General features: G+C 62.0%; 12 protein-coding genes. 9 read left to right on the top strand and 3 right to left on the bottom strand.

Going from position 1 to position 16,131, the window contains the following annotated elements:
- The first annotated feature begins 4 nt into the window (after positions 1-4).
- Genes RTCIAT899_RS05010 through RTCIAT899_RS05035 form a run of 6 tightly spaced genes read left to right on the top strand, consistent with a single transcriptional unit; the run spans position 5 to position 6,854 of the window.
- Positions 5-1,168 (top strand): isovaleryl-CoA dehydrogenase, encoded by a 1,164-nt coding sequence (locus RTCIAT899_RS05010; RefSeq protein ID WP_015339144.1) that lies wholly within the window; start codon positions 5-7, stop codon positions 1,166-1,168.
- Between the two features lie 35 nt (positions 1,169-1,203).
- Complete coding sequence (locus RTCIAT899_RS05015) at positions 1,204-2,811, top strand: carboxyl transferase domain-containing protein (RefSeq protein WP_041677284.1); 1,608 nt, start codon at positions 1,204-1,206, stop codon at positions 2,809-2,811.
- A 10-nt stretch (positions 2,812-2,821) separates the two neighbouring features.
- A complete protein-coding gene (locus RTCIAT899_RS05020; RefSeq protein WP_015339146.1) occupies positions 2,822-3,205 on the top strand; it encodes a RidA family protein in 384 nt (127 codons plus the stop codon).
- Positions 3,206-3,214: 9 nt separating this feature from the next.
- Entirely contained in the window at positions 3,215-5,203 is a 1,989-nt protein-coding gene (locus RTCIAT899_RS05025) for an acetyl/propionyl/methylcrotonyl-CoA carboxylase subunit alpha (RefSeq protein ID WP_015339147.1), read from the top strand.
- On the top strand, positions 5,200-6,069 hold the full coding sequence (locus tag RTCIAT899_RS05030) for a hydroxymethylglutaryl-CoA lyase (protein WP_015339148.1): 870 nt from the start codon (positions 5,200-5,202) through the stop codon (positions 6,067-6,069). The genes RTCIAT899_RS05025 and RTCIAT899_RS05030 overlap by 4 nt, the downstream gene beginning before the upstream one ends.
- The gene (locus RTCIAT899_RS05035; RefSeq protein ID WP_015339149.1) at positions 6,066-6,854 is read left to right on the top strand and encodes a crotonase/enoyl-CoA hydratase family protein; all 789 of its coding nucleotides are present in this window, start codon (positions 6,066-6,068) and stop codon (positions 6,852-6,854) included. The genes RTCIAT899_RS05030 and RTCIAT899_RS05035 overlap by 4 nt, the downstream gene beginning before the upstream one ends.
- A gap of 49 nt (positions 6,855-6,903) precedes the next feature.
- On the opposite strand, the gene RTCIAT899_RS05040 is transcribed toward RTCIAT899_RS05035, so the two are convergent.
- Entirely contained in the window at positions 6,904-8,274 is a 1,371-nt protein-coding gene (locus tag RTCIAT899_RS05040) for a TIGR03808 family TAT-translocated repetitive protein (protein WP_015339150.1), read from the bottom strand.
- Positions 8,275-8,524: 250 nt separating this feature from the next.
- Here RTCIAT899_RS05040 and RTCIAT899_RS05045 point away from each other — a divergent pair, with 250 nt between their 5' ends.
- The 3 genes from RTCIAT899_RS05045 (at position 8,525) to RTCIAT899_RS05055 (ending at position 12,245) form a co-directional block, all read left to right on the top strand.
- Entirely contained in the window at positions 8,525-9,535 is a 1,011-nt protein-coding gene (locus tag RTCIAT899_RS05045; protein WP_015339151.1) for a ligase-associated DNA damage response exonuclease, read from the top strand.
- A complete protein-coding gene (locus RTCIAT899_RS05050) occupies positions 9,535-11,172 on the top strand; it encodes a cisplatin damage response ATP-dependent DNA ligase (protein WP_041677286.1) in 1,638 nt (545 codons plus the stop codon). The genes RTCIAT899_RS05045 and RTCIAT899_RS05050 overlap by 1 nt, the downstream gene beginning before the upstream one ends.
- 89 nt (positions 11,173-11,261) lie before the next feature.
- A complete protein-coding gene (locus tag RTCIAT899_RS05055; protein ID WP_015339153.1) occupies positions 11,262-12,245 on the top strand; it encodes an alpha/beta hydrolase family protein in 984 nt (327 codons plus the stop codon).
- Between the two features lie 59 nt (positions 12,246-12,304).
- Here the strand turns inward: RTCIAT899_RS05055 and scpA are convergent, their stop codons facing one another.
- Positions 12,305-14,437: a methylmalonyl-CoA mutase gene (scpA, locus tag RTCIAT899_RS05060; RefSeq protein ID WP_015339154.1), complete on the bottom strand. Its 2,133-nt coding sequence runs from the start codon at positions 14,435-14,437 to the stop codon at positions 12,305-12,307.
- Between the two features lie 269 nt (positions 14,438-14,706).
- The gene (locus tag RTCIAT899_RS05065) at positions 14,707-16,041 is read right to left on the bottom strand and encodes a methylmalonyl-CoA mutase family protein (protein ID WP_015339155.1); all 1,335 of its coding nucleotides are present in this window, start codon (positions 16,039-16,041) and stop codon (positions 14,707-14,709) included.
- Positions 16,042-16,131 lie beyond the last annotated feature (90 nt).

The raw sequence follows: 16,131 nt of genomic DNA on the forward strand, positions 1-16,131 counted from the left end.
CCGGATGTTTGCAGGGGGATTGAACTTCGCGCTGGGAGAGGACATCGACGCATTGCGCGAGCAGGTGCGCCGTTTCGCTGCCAACCGTATCGCACCGTTTGCCGACGAAATCGATCGCAACAACAATTTTCCGATGCATCTGTGGCGGGAAATGGGTGACCTTGGCCTGCTGGGGATTACCGTCGATGAGGCCTATGGCGGGGCTGGCCTCGGCTATCTCGCCCATACGGTGGCGATGGAGGAAATCAGCCGCGCTTCCGCCTCCGTCGGCCTAAGCTATGGCGCCCATTCCAATCTCTGCGTCAACCAGATCTACCGCAACGGCACGACCGCGCAGAAGGAGCGCTATCTGCCGAAGCTGATTTCGGGCGAGCATGTGGGGGCTCTCGCCATGTCGGAACCGGGCGCGGGCTCCGATGTCGTCTCCATGAAGCTGCAAGCGGAGAAACGCGGCCACCGCTATGTGCTGAACGGCAGCAAGATGTGGATCACCAACGGTCCGGATGCCGATGTTCTCGTCGTCTACGCCAAGACGTCTCCGGATGCCGGCCCGCGCGGGATCACCGCCTTCCTCGTCGAGAAAGGCTTCCCCGGCTTCTCCGTCGGCCAGAAGCTCGACAAGCTCGGCATGCGCGGCTCGAACACTTCGGAGCTGATCTTCCTCGATTGCGAGGTGCCGGAGGAGAATGTTCTTGGTCAGGTGGATGGCGGGGTGCGGGTGCTGATGTCGGGTCTCGATTACGAGCGCGTCGTCCTCTCCGGCGGCCCCGTCGGCATCATGGCGGCCTGCATGGACGTAGTGCTGCCCTACATGCATGAGCGCAAGCAGTTCGGCCAGTCGATCGGCGAGTTCCAGCTGATGCAGGGCAAGCTTGCCGACATGTACGTCACCATGAATGCCGCGCGTGCCTATGTCTATGCGGTGGCGGCCGCCTGCGATCGCGGCGAGACGACGCGCAAGGATGCAGCCGGCTGCATCCTCTATTCCGCCGAGAAGGCGACGGCGCTGGCGCTCGAATGCATCCAGGCGCTCGGCGGCAATGGCTATACCAATGACTATCCCGCCGGACGGCTGCTGCGCGACGCCAAGCTCTACGAGATCGGTGCCGGCACATCTGAAATCCGGCGCATGCTGATCGGCCGCGAGCTGTTCGGCGAAACGGCCTGACTGCGAAATTCCATTCCCATCAACCGGTGAAGCGCATGACCGTCCTGAAATCAGAGATATCGACGCATTCGGATCGCTTCCGGGAAAATCGCGCCGCCATGTTGGAGGCGATCGGCATTGCCGAGGCTGCGGCGTCGCAGGCGGCGGAAGGCGGCGGCGCGCAGGCGCGCGAGCGCCATGTCAGCCGCGGCAAGATGCTGCCGCGCGATCGCGTTGCCGGCTTGATCGATCCCTCCACGCCGTTTCTGGAAATCGGCATGACTGCCGCGCACGGTCTCTACAGCGGCGACGCGCCGGGTGCCGGCCTGATCGCCGGCATCGGCCGGGTTTCCGGCCGCGATTGCATGATCGTCTGCAACGATGCCACGGTCAAAGGCGGCACTTACTATCCGATCACGGTGAAGAAGCATCTCCGCGCGCAGGAAATCGCCGCCGAAAACAATCTCCCCTGCATCTATCTCGTCGATTCCGGCGGCGCCAACCTGCCGAACCAGGACGAGGTGTTTCCGGACCGCGATCACTTCGGCCGCATCTTCTACAATCAGGCCAATATGTCGGCCGCCGGCATTCCGCAGATCGCCGTCGTCATGGGCTCCTGCACCGCCGGCGGGGCCTATGTGCCGGCCATGTCGGACGAGACCATCATCGTCGAGAAGCAGGGGACGATCTTTCTCGCCGGTCCGCCGCTGGTCAAGGCGGCGACGGGGGAGGTGGTCTCGGCCGAAGACCTCGGCGGCGGCGATGTTCACACGCGCCTCTCCGGTGTTGCCGATCATCTGGCGCGCGACGATGCTCATGCACTTGCGCTTGCCCGCCAGGCGGTCGCCAATCTCAATCGCCGCAAGCCCGAGAGCGTCGAGCTTCGTACGCCCGAGGCACCGCTCTACGATCCCCAGGAAATTCTCGGCATCGTCCCCTCGGATCTGCGCACGCCCTATGATGTGCGTGAGGTCATCGCCCGCATGGTGGACGGCTCCCGCCTCGATGAGTTCAAGGCGCGCTACGGCACGACGCTGGTCTGCGGCTTTGCCCATATACACGGCATTCCAGTCGGCATCATCGCCAACAACGGTGTTCTTTTCTCGGAATCGGCGTTGAAGGGCGCGCATTTCGTCGAGCTCTGCTCGCAGCGCAAGATCCCGCTCGTCTTCCTGCAGAATATCACCGGCTTCATGGTCGGCCGCAAATATGAGACCGAGGGGATCGCCAAGAACGGCGCCAAGCTGGTGACGGCTGTGGCCACGACCAAGGTCCCGAAGATCACCATGCTGATCGGCGGCTCCTTCGGCGCCGGCAATTACGGCATGGCCGGCCGCGCCTATTCGCCGCGTTTCCTCTGGACCTGGCCCAACAGCCGCATATCGGTCATGGGCGGAGAGCAGGCGGCGGGCGTGCTCGCCACCGTGCGCGGCGAGGCGCTGGCGCGTGCCGGCAAGCCTTGGACGCCGGAAGAAGAGGCCGCCTTCAAGGCGCCGACGCTCAAGATGTTCGAAACCCAGAGCCACCCGCTCTACGCCTCGGCCCGCCTTTGGGACGATGGCATCATCGATCCGCGCAAGAGCCGCGACGTGCTGGCTCTGTCGCTTTCAGCAGCACTCAACGCACCGATCGAAGATACACGCTTCGGTCTGTTCAGGATGTGAGGAGACGGAGATGAAACGCGATGCCATCAATGCCAAGAATGCGCCGCAGCCCCGCGGCGGCTATGCCCAGGCCGTGAAGCTCGAGAATTTCGAGCGACTACTTTTTATCAGCGGACAGATACCGACCGATGTCGATGATGCCTTGCCGGAGGGATTTAAGGCGCAGGCCCGTCAAGTCTGGCACAACATCGACGCCCAGCTGAAGGCGGCCGGCATGACGAAAGAAGATATCGTCAAGGTCACCACCTTTCTGGCGGATCGACATCACACCATGGAGAACCGCGAGATCCGCAGCGAATATCTCGGCTCGCTCGCGCCGGCCATGACTGTGGTGATCGCTGGTATTTTCGATACGGCCTGGCTGCTCGAAGTCGAAGTCATTGCCGCGCAATAGGGTCTACCGATGTTTTCGAAGATACTGATCGCCAATCGCGGCGAAATCGCCTGCCGCGTCATCCGCACGGCGAGGCGTCTCGGCATCCGCACGGTCGCCGTCTATTCCGACGCCGATCGGGATGCGCTGCACGTGGCGCTAGCCGACGAGGCCGTCCATATCGGCCCGGCGGCGGCGAACGAAAGTTATCTTTCGAAAGAGAAGATCATTGCGGCGGCTCAACGCACCCAAGCGGAGGCCATTCATCCAGGCTACGGCTTTCTCTCGGAAAATGCCGATTTCGCCGAGGCGGTCGAGGCTGCCGGTCTCGTCTTCATCGGCCCATCGCCGGCCTCGATCCGGGCCATGGGCCTTAAGGATGCGGCCAAGGCGCTGATGGAGCGGGCGTGCGTGCCTGTCGTGCCCGGCTATCATGGCGATGGTCAGGAGGCCGGCTTCCTTGCCGATCAGACGGCCGCAATCGGCTTTCCCGTTCTCATCAAGGCGCGGGCAGGCGGCGGCGGCAAGGGCATGCGCCGCGTCGACCGTCCGGAGGATTTCGAGGCTTCGCTGGAGGCGGCGAAGCGCGAGGCGAAATCCGCTTTCGGCGACGATGCCGTGCTGATCGAGAAATATCTGACCAAACCGCGCCACATCGAGATCCAGGTCTTCGGCGACAGTCATGGCAATGCCGTGCATCTTTTCGAGCGTGATTGCTCGCTGCAGCGCCGGCACCAGAAGGTGATCGAGGAGGCACCGGCCCCCGGCATGACAGAGGAGATGCGCAACGCCATGGGCGAAGCGGCCGTTCGCGCCGCCCGCGCCATCGATTATCGCGGCGCCGGCACGGTCGAATTCATCGCCGATGTCTCCGATGGGCTGTCGCCGGATCGCTTCTTCTTCATGGAAATGAATACACGCCTGCAGGTCGAACACCCCGTCACCGAAGCGATCGCCGGCGTCGATCTGGTGGAGTGGCAGTTGCGGGTCGCTAACGGCGAGCCTTTGCCAAAAACGCAGGATGAACTCACCATAAACGGCTGGGCTTTCGAAGCGCGCATCTACGCCGAAGACCCTTCACGCGGCTTCCTGCCGGCAACCGGCACGCTCTCGCGCTTACGCTTTCCCGAAAGCGATGTCCGCATCGATGCAGGCGTTCGCGAGGGCGATACCATCACCCCGCATTACGATCCGCTGATCGCCAAGCTGACGGTGCATGCGCCGGATCGGGCAGCCGCCCTGGCGAAGCTCACGCGAGGCCTGGAGAAGATGCAGGTCGCCGGGACCACGGCGAACCTCGATTTCCTCATTCGCCTCAGCCGTCAGTCGGATTTCGCCGCCGGCCATCCGGACACCGGATTGATCGATCGTGACGTCGAGGCGCTGACCTCGGCGCGGCAGCCCGACGATGCGGCTCTTGCGATAGCTGCTATTGTCGAGGCGGGTGGGTTCGCAGAAGCCGCTGGCAATGACCCGTGGCTGTCGCTCGGCCCTTGGCAGCTCTGGGGAGAGGCGAGCCGTCCCGTCACGCTGCATTTTGCTGGTGGTCATCAGATTTGCCGCGTGGCTGCAAAGGGTCGGTCGCTGTTCAGCGTCGCCTTTGACGATCGCATCATTCTCGTTCGCTTGCTCGCAGGTGAGGGCTTTGCCCGCCACGTCGAGATCGACGGCCGTCAATCTCAACTGGATGTCTTCGAGACATCGTCCGGTGTGACTTTGTTCCTTGATGGGCAGACGCATCTTTTCCATCGCCTCGATCTTCTCGACGGAGGAGAGGAGGAGGCCAGCGGCGGCGATCGCGTGATCGCGCCGATGCCAGGCCTCGTCAAGATCGTCCGCGTGCGCGAGGGAGATCCGGTGGCAAAGGGACAGGCGCTGATCGTCATGGAAGCCATGAAGATGGAACTGACGCTGACGGCGGCTCGCGATGGCATCGTCGAAAGCCTGCATGTCGGCGAGGGGGATCAGACCAGCGAAAGCGCCGTGCTTCTGTCGCTTCGACCGGAGGATGCGGCATGATCGACAAACCCTCCAACCACGTCACTATCGTCGAGATGGCGCCGCGCGACGGGCTGCAGAATGAAAAGCAGCCGGTTGATACCGCGCGGAAGATCGAGCTGGTAAACCAGCTCTCTGATTGCGGTTTCGAGCGCATTGAAGTGACGAGCTTCGTCAGTCCGAAATGGGTGCCGCAACTGGCCGATGCCGCCGATGTCATGGCCGGCATAGAGCGGCGTTCCGGCATCCGCTATGCAGCGCTGGCGCCCAACATGCAGGGCTTCGAGGCCGCCCTCGCCGCCGGCGCCGATGAGGTCGCGATCTTTGCGTCCGCTTCCGAAACCTTCTCCATGCGCAACATCAACTGCTCGATTGCCGAGAGCATTGAACGCTTCCGGCCGGTGGCCGCTGCCAGCCGGGATCGTGGCGTCCCATTGCGCGGCTATGTCAGTTGCGTCGTCGAATGCCCCTATGAGGGCGCCATACCGCCGCAGAATGTCGTCAGCGTTGCCTGGCAGCTTCGTGCCCTTGGCTGCTATGAAATCAGCCTCGGCGACACGATCGGCAAAGGTACGCCTGAGGCTGTCGACGGGATGCTTGCCGCAGTGCTGGGCGAATTGCCCGCCACGGTTCTGGCAGGGCATTTTCACGATACGTCGGGACGCGCGCTTGAGAATATCGCCGTCGCCCTGGAGCGCGGCCTGCGCGTCTTCGATGCTTCAGCCGGCGGCCTCGGTGGTTGCCCCTTCGCCCCTGGTGCCAAGGGCAATGTCGATACGGTGGCGGTCTGCGACTATCTGAAGGCGCAGGGATACGAAACCGGCCTGGACAAGGACAAGCTTGCGGCCGCCGCCGCCTTCGCCCGCAGCCTCAGGAGTACCGCATGATATCGCAAACGATCCGCATCACCACAGACGAGCGCGGCGTTGCCTATTTGACCCTGACGCGCGCCGAAAAGCACAATGCCCTGTCGGCCGAGATGATCGATGATCTCACGGCTGCAACGAATGAGCTTGCCCACGACAAAGCGGTGCGTGTCGTCGTGCTCACCGGCGAAGGTGCCAGCTTCTGCGCTGGCGGCGATCTCGGCTGGATGCGTGTCCAATTCGACGCCACGCGGGACGGACGCATGGTGGAAGCGCGGCGGCTTGCCATGTTGTTCAAGACGTTGAACGAGCTCCCCAAGCCGCTGATCGCCCGCGTTCACGGCAATGCCTTCGGCGGCGGCATCGGAATCCTCAGCGTCTGCGACATGGTGATCGCGGCATCGACAGCCCGCTTCGGTTTGACGGAAGTACGCCTCGGCATCATTCCCGCAACGATCAGCCCCTATGTCGTCGCCCGGATCGGCGAGACGAATGCCCGCCCGCTCTTCCTCTCCGGCAAGATCATCGATGCCTGGCAGGCACATGCTACGGGCCTTCTGTCACGGGTCGTGGCGGATGAGGCGTTGGACGAGGCCGTGGAGGCGGAGGTTCGCCATTTTCTAGCGGCGTCACCGCAGGCTGCCGCTCGTGCCAAGGCCTTGACGCGCTCCGTTGGCAGGCCGGTTACCGATAGCATGATCGATCACGTCGTCGAGCAGCTGGCGGATGCCTGGGAGACCGACGAGGCGAAGGAAGGCATTACCGCCTTCTTCGAAAAACGGCAGCCGAACTGGCGAACGGGTTAAAGCGCATGCCGTTATCGCAAAACCGCTGCATATTTTTGCGCGGCATGCGTTAAGCCAGTCTGTTGTTTTCGATGGTCAATTGCGGGAACTGCGCGCTTCCCTTGGTGAGGTCGCCCGATGCAGGCTTATCCCACCGAAAGCCCATGATGGCAGCCTGCTGCATCTCCTGGAAGAGGTTGCCCGCAATCACCGCCGAACCGGCACCATCCGCAACCGAGACGACGCAGCCGATGCCGGCATGTCTGACGATATTGCCGGTTGCAACGACATTGCGGAGATATTGCCCCCAGCCGAGGCGCATGCCCCAGAGCGGCGCATTCTCGATGACGTTGTCGGCAACAAGCGTATCGGCTTCCGCCAGGATACCGATACCGAAGCCACCATCCTGCGCGTAGGGCGCTGTCAGCGAAAGATTGCGGATGACATTGCCTGTCACCGAGGCAAGCCTTCCGCCCTTGTCGAAATTGGTGACCGAGATGCCGTTCGTTGCGCCATCGACAAGGTTGTTGTTGATCGTGGCGCCGACGAATTCGAATTCGCAGTAGATGGCCGTTTCGCCCGAACGCAGGCACTGATTGTTCGAGATCTGCACATTCGATGCCGAATTGGCGCGGATGGCGGTGAAAGCGCAATCGGTGATCTGATTGCCCGAAACCGTGACGCCATCGGCGCGGAAGACGTTGATGCCGTTGCCGTTCTGGCCGGTGCCGCCGCCATTGGCGCGAATGCGGGCAATGCGATTGTTGATGACACTGCTGCCATCCTCGGCCTTGTCCCAACGATGGATCAGAATACCGCCATTGCCGCAATCCTCGACGCGATTGCCTGTCAACGTCAATCCGGTTGACTGGACGGAATAGATGCCGGCTTCCGCCGCACCGGAGATGCGGCTGCGCTCGATCCGGCCGCCGCAACGTTCGAGCTGCAGAGCATGCTTGCGGCTGCCGGTAACTTCGCAATTGTCGATCAGCACCTCGTCGACGCCGGTAAATTGCAGAAGGCCACCTGCATAATCAGCGAGCCAGCGATTGCCGCCATCGAGCACGAGGCCGGAAAGCTCGATACGCTTGGCCTTGTCAGCATTCATCAGGTGGCCGTCGCCGCTATAGACCAGCCGTGAAGCACCGGGAACGCCGGTGATACGGGTGTTATCCGGCAATGTCAGGTTGGAGATATTGTATTTGCCCGGCGGCAGGAAGAGCGGCATGTTGGTCCGTGCCGCATTGTCGATCATCGCCTGCAGCTTGCCGCTCTTGAAGTCGTTGGCGCCCGGCGTCGTCTTCAGCGCAACGGCATCGATAGGACCGCGCAGCTCGGCACCGGCCATCTTGGCCAGCGGCGCGGCGAAAACGCGCGGCGTAAGCAGGCCGGCCGCCGCCGAGACGGCGAGGGAAGCGACGAAGGTGCGGCGTTGGATCATTGCGAGCTCCTGGAACGGCGCTTACGAAGCAGAAATCGTGCCAAGACTATCTGTGCCGTTTTGATGCATGCGCCGCTGATCAATGCGCTGAGCGGCCGAAGAGCAGAACTGTTCCATTTCATTTAGTGGCTCAGACAGGGGCTGCCGTCCTTGTCTTCGACCTGCCGTATCGGCAACCGATACCCGGATTCGATCAAAAAGCTGCCGCCATCGCTACCTAATCGTGCAAATCGCGCTATCCTCTTTAATCATGAGACCCGATCAACTGCTTTATCCGGCGCCCGAGGGCTTGTTCTGCCCGATCGGCGGTTTCCATATCGATCCTGTGCAACCGGTCGAGCGGGCGCTCGTTACACATGGTCATTCGGATCATGCCCGCTCCGGCCACGCGCATGTGCTCGCCACGCGCCAGACGCTCGATATCATGCGCATCCGCTACGGCGATGGCTTTGCCGGGTCGGAGCAGGCGATTGCCTTCGGCGAGGAAGTGACGATCAATGGCGTAAAGGTGCGGTTCTATCCCGCCGGCCATGTGCTCGGCTCTGCTCAGATCGCCGTGGAGAAGGATGGACTGCGCATCGTGGTCTCAGGCGATTATAAGCGCCGGCCGGACCCGACCTGTGAAGCCTATGTCCCGGTTCCCTGCGACGTCTTCATCACCGAGGCGACCTTCGGCCTGCCGGTTTTCCATCACCCGGATCCGATGTCCGAAACGCGCAAGCTCCTGGCTTCGCTTCGCCAGTTTCCGGAACGAACGCATCTGATCGGCGCCTATGCCCTCGGCAAGGCGCAGCGCGTCATCCGACTGCTGCGCGATGCCGGCTATGATAAGCCGATCTATATTCACGGCGCATTGGAAACACTCTGCGATTATTATGTGAGCCAGGGCATCGCGCTCGGCGAACTCAAGCCGGCCACCATCGAAAGCCGCGATCAGTCGATCTTCCACGGCGCCGTCGTCGTCGGCCCGCCCTCCGCGTTTCAGGATCGCTGGGCGCGGCGCTTTCACGATCCTCTGCCGGCCTTCGCTTCCGGCTGGATGATGGTGCGTCAGCGCGCCAAACAGCTCGGCGTCGAGCTGCCGCTGGTCATATCGGATCATTGCGACTGGCCGGAGCTGACCGAGACGATCTCCGATCTGAAGCCGAGCGAGGTCTGGGTCACGCACGGCCGCGAAGAGGCGCTGGTACGCTGGTGCGAGCTTCAAGGTATTGTCGCCAGGCCGCTGCATCTCATCGGCTATGAAGACGAGGGCGATTGATGAAAGCCTTTGCCGACCTTCTCGACCGCCTAGTGCTGACGCCGAGCCGCAATGGCAAGCTGAAGCTGCTGACCGATTATTTCCGCGATACGCCAGACCCGGACCGCGGCTATGGTCTGGCCGCCATTGCCGGCACGCTCGAGGTGCGCAACGTCAAGCCCGCTATGCTGCGCGAGCTTGTTCTCGAACGTATGGACGAGGTGCTGTTCCGCTACTCCTACGATTATGTCGGCGATCTCGCCGAAACGATCTCGCTGGTCTGGGACAAGGAGAGCGACATCGAGCGCCCTGCCGGCGCGCAGCCGAAACTCGGCGAGGTTATCAGGCGCATGAATGCGCTTGGGCGGACGGAGGTGCGCAGCTTCGTCCGCGATCTGCTTGATCGGTTGGATACTTCGGGCCGTTTCGCATTCTTAAAGCTTGCGACGGGTGCGATGCGCATCGGCGTCTCGGCTCGGCTTGCCAAGCAGGCGCTGGCTGAGATGAGCGGCAAGGATGTAACGGAAATCGAGACGTTGTGGCATGGCCTGCAACCGCCCTATGAAAGCCTGTTCCACTGGCTTGAGGGCAAGGGCGAGAAGCCGATTCTGGCGACGCCGGCGATCTTCCATTCCGTCATGCTCGCCAACCCGGTCGAACCGGGCGATCTCCACGGGCTCGACCCCCGCGATTTCGCCGCCGAATGGAAATGGGATGGCATCCGCGTCCAGCTTTCGCGCGCGGGCGCCACGAGCAAGCTCTATTCTCGCTCCGGCGATGACATATCCGGAGCCTTTCCCGACGTTGTGGACGCCATGAACTTCGAGGGTGTTATGGATGGCGAGCTGCTGGTCGGCGGCACCGTGCGTTCCAACAGCCCGACGCGCAGCTTTTCCGATCTGCAGCAGCGCCTGAATCGTAAGACTGTGACTTCGAAGATGCTCGACGAGTTTCCGGCCTTCATCCGCGCCTATGATCTCCTCTTTGACGGTGCGGAGGACGTGCGCGCCCGTGGCTTCCTCGATCGGCGCGAGCGGCTGACCGAGATCATCGAGGCGGCACCGCACGACCGTTTCGATCTATCGCCGCTCGTCGATTTCATTTCTTGGGAGGAGCTCGACCGGCTGCGCTCCTCGCCGCCCGACCCGGTCATCGAAGGTGTGATGATCAAGCGCAGGGACAGCGCCTATCTCGCAGGCCGCGCCAAAGGCCCATGGTTCAAGTGGAAGCGCGATCCCTATAATGTCGATGCCGTGCTGATGTATGCGCAGCGGGGCCATGGCAAGCGCTCCAGCTACTATTCCGATTTCACCTTCGGCGTCTGGGCGATGACGCCCGAGGGCGAGCAGCTGGTTCCGGTCGGCAAGGCCTATTTCGGCTTTACCGATGCCGAGTTGGAAGTGCTCGACAAGTTCGTGCGCAATAATACGGTCGATCGTTTCGGCCCGGTGCGTGCCGTGCGTGCCGATCGCGATTTCGGTTTCGTGCTCGAGGTCGCCTTCGAAGGCATCAATCGTTCCACCCGCCATAAATCCGGCGTTGCCATGCGCTTTCCCCGCATTGCAAGGCTACGGCCAGACAAGCCGCCCTACGAGGCCGACAGGCTGGAAACTTTGATCGCGATGATTGACGCCAAGGCTCCGGTTGTCGATGAATAGCGCAGGGCGATTCCTCACCACAAAGTGAGTTGGCCTTGCCTTTCAACCCGTGCAGATTTGCACTGCGCCGGGACATTTAGACAGAGCTCATGACCATGTCTGACGACAACGCATTTCGTCCCAATCGCCGCGGCGTTCTTGCCGGTATCGCCGTTACGCTTTTTGCGCCCGCAATCGTCAGGGCGGCTGATGACAGCACCACAGGCAGCAAGCCCGCCGAGACAAAGGCGATCGCCCGGAGCGATGAAAAGGCCGAGGATGCGCCGCCGCTGCTTTCGGGCGATTATGCCAAGGAGCGCCACCTGTTTCGAACCGATCTCCTGAGCAAGGGACCGGCCCCCGATATCTACGAGAGGCTCGTTACGCCATCGACGGCCGAACGGCTTTTCTATCGCAGCGGCGTTGGCGAGGAACTGGAGCTCGTTGCCTGGGTTTCCCGCTATACGCGTTCGGAGAAGCAGAAGCCGGCCGTATTGTTCCTGCATGGCGGCAACGCCATCGGCCAGGGGCATTGGCAGCTGATAAAGCCCTATGTCGAGGCCGGCTACGTCGTCATGATCCCCTCCATGCGTGGAGAAAACGGCCAGAAGGGCAATTTTTCGGGTTTTTACGACGAGGTTGCCGATGTGTTGGCTGCTTCCAACCGGCTGCGGCATCTGCCGGGTGTCGATCCGCACCGCATGTTCCTGGCCGGGCACAGCATCGGCGGCACGCTCGCCATGCTGGCTGCGATGTCGACCCATCGCTTCCGGGCGGTCGCGCCCATATCGGGCAATCCGGATGCCTATGCCTTCTTCGGCCGCTATCCGCAGGATATCCGTTTCAACACCGGGAACCCGCGCGAATACCAGATGCGCTCGCCGCTCTGCTATGCGCACAGTTTCAAAAGCCCGATAAAGTTGTTTCACGGCACGGAGGAAGCTCACTTCGATTCGCGTCTGGCCCTGCTTGCAAAGCGGGCGACGGCTGCAGGCGTGAAGATGGAGATGGCGACTGTGCCAGGCAGCCATAATTCGGCGCTGCCGGGCGAGATCGAGCAGAGCATCGAATTCTTCAAGAGCGTGGCCGTTTAAACCAGTTCCCTATAAGAGCGGCGCGGGAGATAGCCGGAGGCCTCTCCGCGCGTCGCTTTTCAAGCCATCAGCTTCTCGATCAGTGCTGTCGCCGCTTCTGCAATTACGGTTCCGGGCGGAAAGATCGCATCGGCTCCGGCTGCCTCCAGCGCCGCAAAATCCTGCGGCGGGATGACGCCGCCGACCGCAATCAGAATGTTGCGGGCATGACGTCGGATGAGCGCCTCCTTCAATTCCGGCACCAGCGTCAGATGACCGGCGGCAAGCGACGATGCGCCGACGATGTCGACGCCCTCGCGCACGGCGACGTCGGCGACTTCCTCAGGCGTCTGGAACATCGCACCGACGACGACATCGAAACCGAGATCGGCAAAGGCCGTGGCGATGACCTTCTGGCCGCGATCGTGTCCATCCTGGCCCATCTTGGCGATGAGGATGCGCGGCTTCTCGCCCCGCGCCCTGCGGAACGCCTCGATTTTGGCCACTGCCGTATTGAAGACCGGATCTTCGGAGCCGACTTCCTTGCGGTAGACACCGGAGATGGTCCTGATCTCGGCGACATGACGTCCATAGGCTTTTTCGAGCGCCATCGAGATTTCGCCGACGGTGGCTCTCGCTCTCGCTGCCTTGACGGCAAAATCGAGCAGATTGCCGGTGCCGTTTCGCGCGGCATCCGTTAAGGCATCCAGGGCTGTTTCGACGGCTGTCGTCTCGCGCGTGCCCTTCAGCTGCTGCAGCTTGGAAAGCTGGCGTGCACGCACCTCGGAATTCTCGACCTTCAGGACATCGACTTCGATATCCTGCTCCGGTTTGGAAAAATTCACGCCGACGACGGTCTGATGGCCGCTGTCGATGCGCGCCTGCGTTCGGGCCGCGGCTTCCTCGATACGAAGCTTGGGGATGCCCTTCTCGATCGCCTTCGCCATGCCGCCGAGCGCCTCCACCTCCTCGATATGGGCAAGGGCGCGGGTTGCCAGATCATGGGTTAGTCGCTCGACATAGGCTGAGCCGCCCCATGGATCGATGATGCCTGTCGTGCCCGATTCCTTCTGCAAGAGGATCTGCGTGTTGCGGGCGATCCGGGCGGAATGATCGGTCGGCAGAGCCAAGGCTTCGTCGAAGGAATTGGTATGGAGCGATTGCGTATGCCCCTGTGTCGCCGCCATCGCCTCGACCATGGTGCGGATGATGTTGTTCATCGGGTCCTGCGCCGTCAGCGACCAGCCGGAGGTCTGGCTGTGGGTCCTGAGCGCGAGGGATTTCTGGTCCTTCGGCGCGAAATTCTTCCGCATCAGCGCTGCCCAGATCAGCCGTCCGGCGCGCATCTTGGCGACCTCCATGAAGAAGTTCATGCCGACGGCCCAGAAGAAGGAGAGGCGAGGGGCGAAACTGTCTATATCGAGACCCGCGGCAACGCCCGCGCGCGCATATTCGATGCCGTCGGCGATCGTGTAGGCGAGCTCGAGATCCGCCGTCGCGCCAGCCTCCTGCATGTGGTAGCCGGAGATCGAGATCGAGTTGAACTTCGGCATCCGCTGGCTGGTATAGCTGAAGATGTCCGAAACGATGCGCATCGAGGGCTGCGGCGGGTAGATATAGGTGTTGCGGACCATGAACTCCTTGAGGATGTCGTTCTGGATCGTGCCCGACAGCTTGTCCTCGGAAACGCCCTGTTCCTCCGCTGCGACGATATAAAGCGCCATGATCGGCAGCACCGCGCCGTTCATGGTCATTGAGACGCTCATCTCATCAAGCGGAATGCCATCGAAGAGCTGGCGCATGTCGAGGATGGAATCGATTGCCACACCCGCCATGCCGACATCGCCCGCCACCCGCGGATGATCGCTGTCATAACCGCGGTGGGTGGCAAGATCGAAGGCGACCGAGAGCCCTTTCTGGCCGGCGGCGAGATTGCGGCGGTAGAAGGCATTGGATTCTTCCGCCGTGGAGAAGCCGGCATATTGGCGGATAGTCCAGGGCTGCTGGACATACATTGTCGGATAGGGGCCGCGCACAAATGGTGCCGCGCCGGGATAGGTGTCCAAAAACTTCAGGCCGGCGAGGTCGCTTTCGCGGTAGGAGCGCTTGACGCTGATGCCTTCGGGAGTCTCCCAGGCGGAGGTGTCGATTGTCGGCGCCGTTGCCTGCGGCTTGGCCCAGGGGATGGTGGCGAAGTTGGGAACCTTGGTCATGCAGCGGATGCCTCCGTGAAGGTGGAGGGCCCGTTACCGCCCTCTGTCACTTCGTGACATCTCCCCCACAAGGGGGGAGATTGGCAGCGCGTGGCACTTGTCTGCCCTAAACGTTCATGTGATTGGCTGACATGATGTTGGGTTCCGTTGCAGGGCATGCGGCACTCTCCGAACGATCTCCCCCCTTGTGGGGGAGATGTCGCGAAAGCGACAGAGGGGGGTATCGCACTTGCCTCAAGCGCAATATTCATTCTCATCCCTCCACCCCTTCATCCAGCCGTACCCGGCATCAACCCCATCCCGCCGGCAATCGGACCCAAAGGCCCCAAAACCGTCACCGGCCGCTCGGTTTTCATGGCAAACAGCGTCGTACCCACGATCGGCTTGGCGATGCGGCTCTCGCGCGCCTCCGCGACCATCGCCGCCAGGCGACCGCTGGAAATGACCTTCGCCAATCCGCCCTTGCTTTCGATCTCGATAAAGATACCCCAGGCCCGCTCGGCCAGTGCATCGGTCAGCGTCTCGATACCGCCGGCTCCCGCTGCAGGATCAACGACATGATCGAGATGGCTCTCCGCCACCAGGATCGTCTGCGTGTTGCGTGCCAGACGTCGTGCCAGCGGATCGGGAATGCCGTGCGTCAGGCTGTGCGGCAGAACGCAGATTTCGTCGGCGCCGCCGACGCCGGACGAAAAGACCGCGATCGTGTTGCGCAGAATATTCGTCTCTGGATCGAGGCGGGTCAGCATGCGATAGCTCGTCTCCGCAAAGAGATGCGCCGGCTGTGGATTGGCGACGCCGCAGGCCTCGGCGATCCGGGTAAAGATCAGCCGTGCGGCGCGCATCTTCGCGATCGTCGTGAATTGGTTCTGATCGGCCGAAAGGCAAAGGCTGGTTGCCGCAAGCGCTGCTTCCGGCGAAAGGCCGGCCTCTTCGAGCAATCTCAGATGACCGACGAGGCTTGCGGCCATGACCGCCAGCTCCTGCACCTCGGTTCCGCCGGCATTATGCACCATGCGACCGTCTGCATTGACGATCGTCCCAGCCGGATTCAATTCTTTGAAGTATCTGATGTCGCTCGAAAAACTGGCAAAATTTCCGGCTGACAAGAAAGCGTCGAGCCCAAGATGCAGCCTTTGGGCATCCCCATCAACAATCGAGGCTGCCATTATTTTCGCGACGCTGGAAGAAAGGCCATCGAGGCGCAGAGTTGGAGTCTTGGCCGATGCTGCTGCCAGCACTTCGGAAAAGATTAGCGACTGAACATCCATGCCGACGCCGAAGGCCGAAGCAGAGGTTTTGGAGATGAGGCTGATACCGCTTGCGCCGTTGGCAAGATCGTCGCTGAGCTGCGCCATTGCTCGCTCGGGGTCCGGATCGTCCATGCGCTGCGTCACCGTCCAGGAAAGGTCGGCCCGCCGACGCGAGAGCGGAGCATAATCGCGTCGCCGCTCGTAAAGCGGCTGGATGGCGATGCCATCATCCGTTCGCGATGCAAGCGCCTCCTCGAAATCCTTGCCTTTCAGCGCCCTTTCCACCAGCTTCAGCCACGCCTTGTGGTCGGTCTGGCCGAAAATGCTCGGGTCGAGACTGTCGATATTCATGCGATCCTCCGTCCGATAATGGTCTAGCCCATGATGCCGCATGGGAAAACAGAAGTTTGGCGGATCCGCGCAATATCTTCGCTCGCGCTA

The organism is Rhizobium tropici CIAT 899, from assembly GCF_000330885.1.
Lineage (GTDB): Bacteria > Pseudomonadota > Alphaproteobacteria > Rhizobiales > Rhizobiaceae > Rhizobium > Rhizobium tropici.

What these genes read in the sequence shown, in the direction of transcription:
- RTCIAT899_RS05010 (WP_015339144.1), top strand. Translation starts at nt 5, where the DNA reads ATGTTTGCAGGGGGATTGAACTTCGCGCTGGGAGAGGACATCGACGCA.
- RTCIAT899_RS05015 (WP_041677284.1), top strand. Translation starts at nt 1,204, where the DNA reads ATGACCGTCCTGAAATCAGAGATATCGACGCATTCGGATCGCTTCCGG.
- RTCIAT899_RS05020 (WP_015339146.1), top strand. Translation starts at nt 2,822, where the DNA reads ATGAAACGCGATGCCATCAATGCCAAGAATGCGCCGCAGCCCCGCGGC.
- RTCIAT899_RS05025 (WP_015339147.1), top strand. Translation starts at nt 3,215, where the DNA reads ATGTTTTCGAAGATACTGATCGCCAATCGCGGCGAAATCGCCTGCCGC.
- RTCIAT899_RS05030 (WP_015339148.1), top strand. Translation starts at nt 5,200, where the DNA reads ATGATCGACAAACCCTCCAACCACGTCACTATCGTCGAGATGGCGCCG.
- RTCIAT899_RS05035 (WP_015339149.1), top strand. Translation starts at nt 6,066, where the DNA reads ATGATATCGCAAACGATCCGCATCACCACAGACGAGCGCGGCGTTGCC.
- RTCIAT899_RS05040 (WP_015339150.1), bottom strand. Translation starts at nt 8,274, where the DNA reads ATGATCCAACGCCGCACCTTCGTCGCTTCCCTCGCCGTCTCGGCGGCG.
- RTCIAT899_RS05045 (WP_015339151.1), top strand. Translation starts at nt 8,525, where the DNA reads ATGAGACCCGATCAACTGCTTTATCCGGCGCCCGAGGGCTTGTTCTGC.
- RTCIAT899_RS05050 (WP_041677286.1), top strand. Translation starts at nt 9,535, where the DNA reads ATGAAAGCCTTTGCCGACCTTCTCGACCGCCTAGTGCTGACGCCGAGC.
- RTCIAT899_RS05055 (WP_015339153.1), top strand. Translation starts at nt 11,262, where the DNA reads ATGACCATGTCTGACGACAACGCATTTCGTCCCAATCGCCGCGGCGTT.
- scpA (WP_015339154.1), bottom strand. Translation starts at nt 14,437, where the DNA reads ATGACCAAGGTTCCCAACTTCGCCACCATCCCCTGGGCCAAGCCGCAG.
- RTCIAT899_RS05065 (WP_015339155.1), bottom strand. Translation starts at nt 16,041, where the DNA reads ATGAATATCGACAGTCTCGACCCGAGCATTTTCGGCCAGACCGACCAC.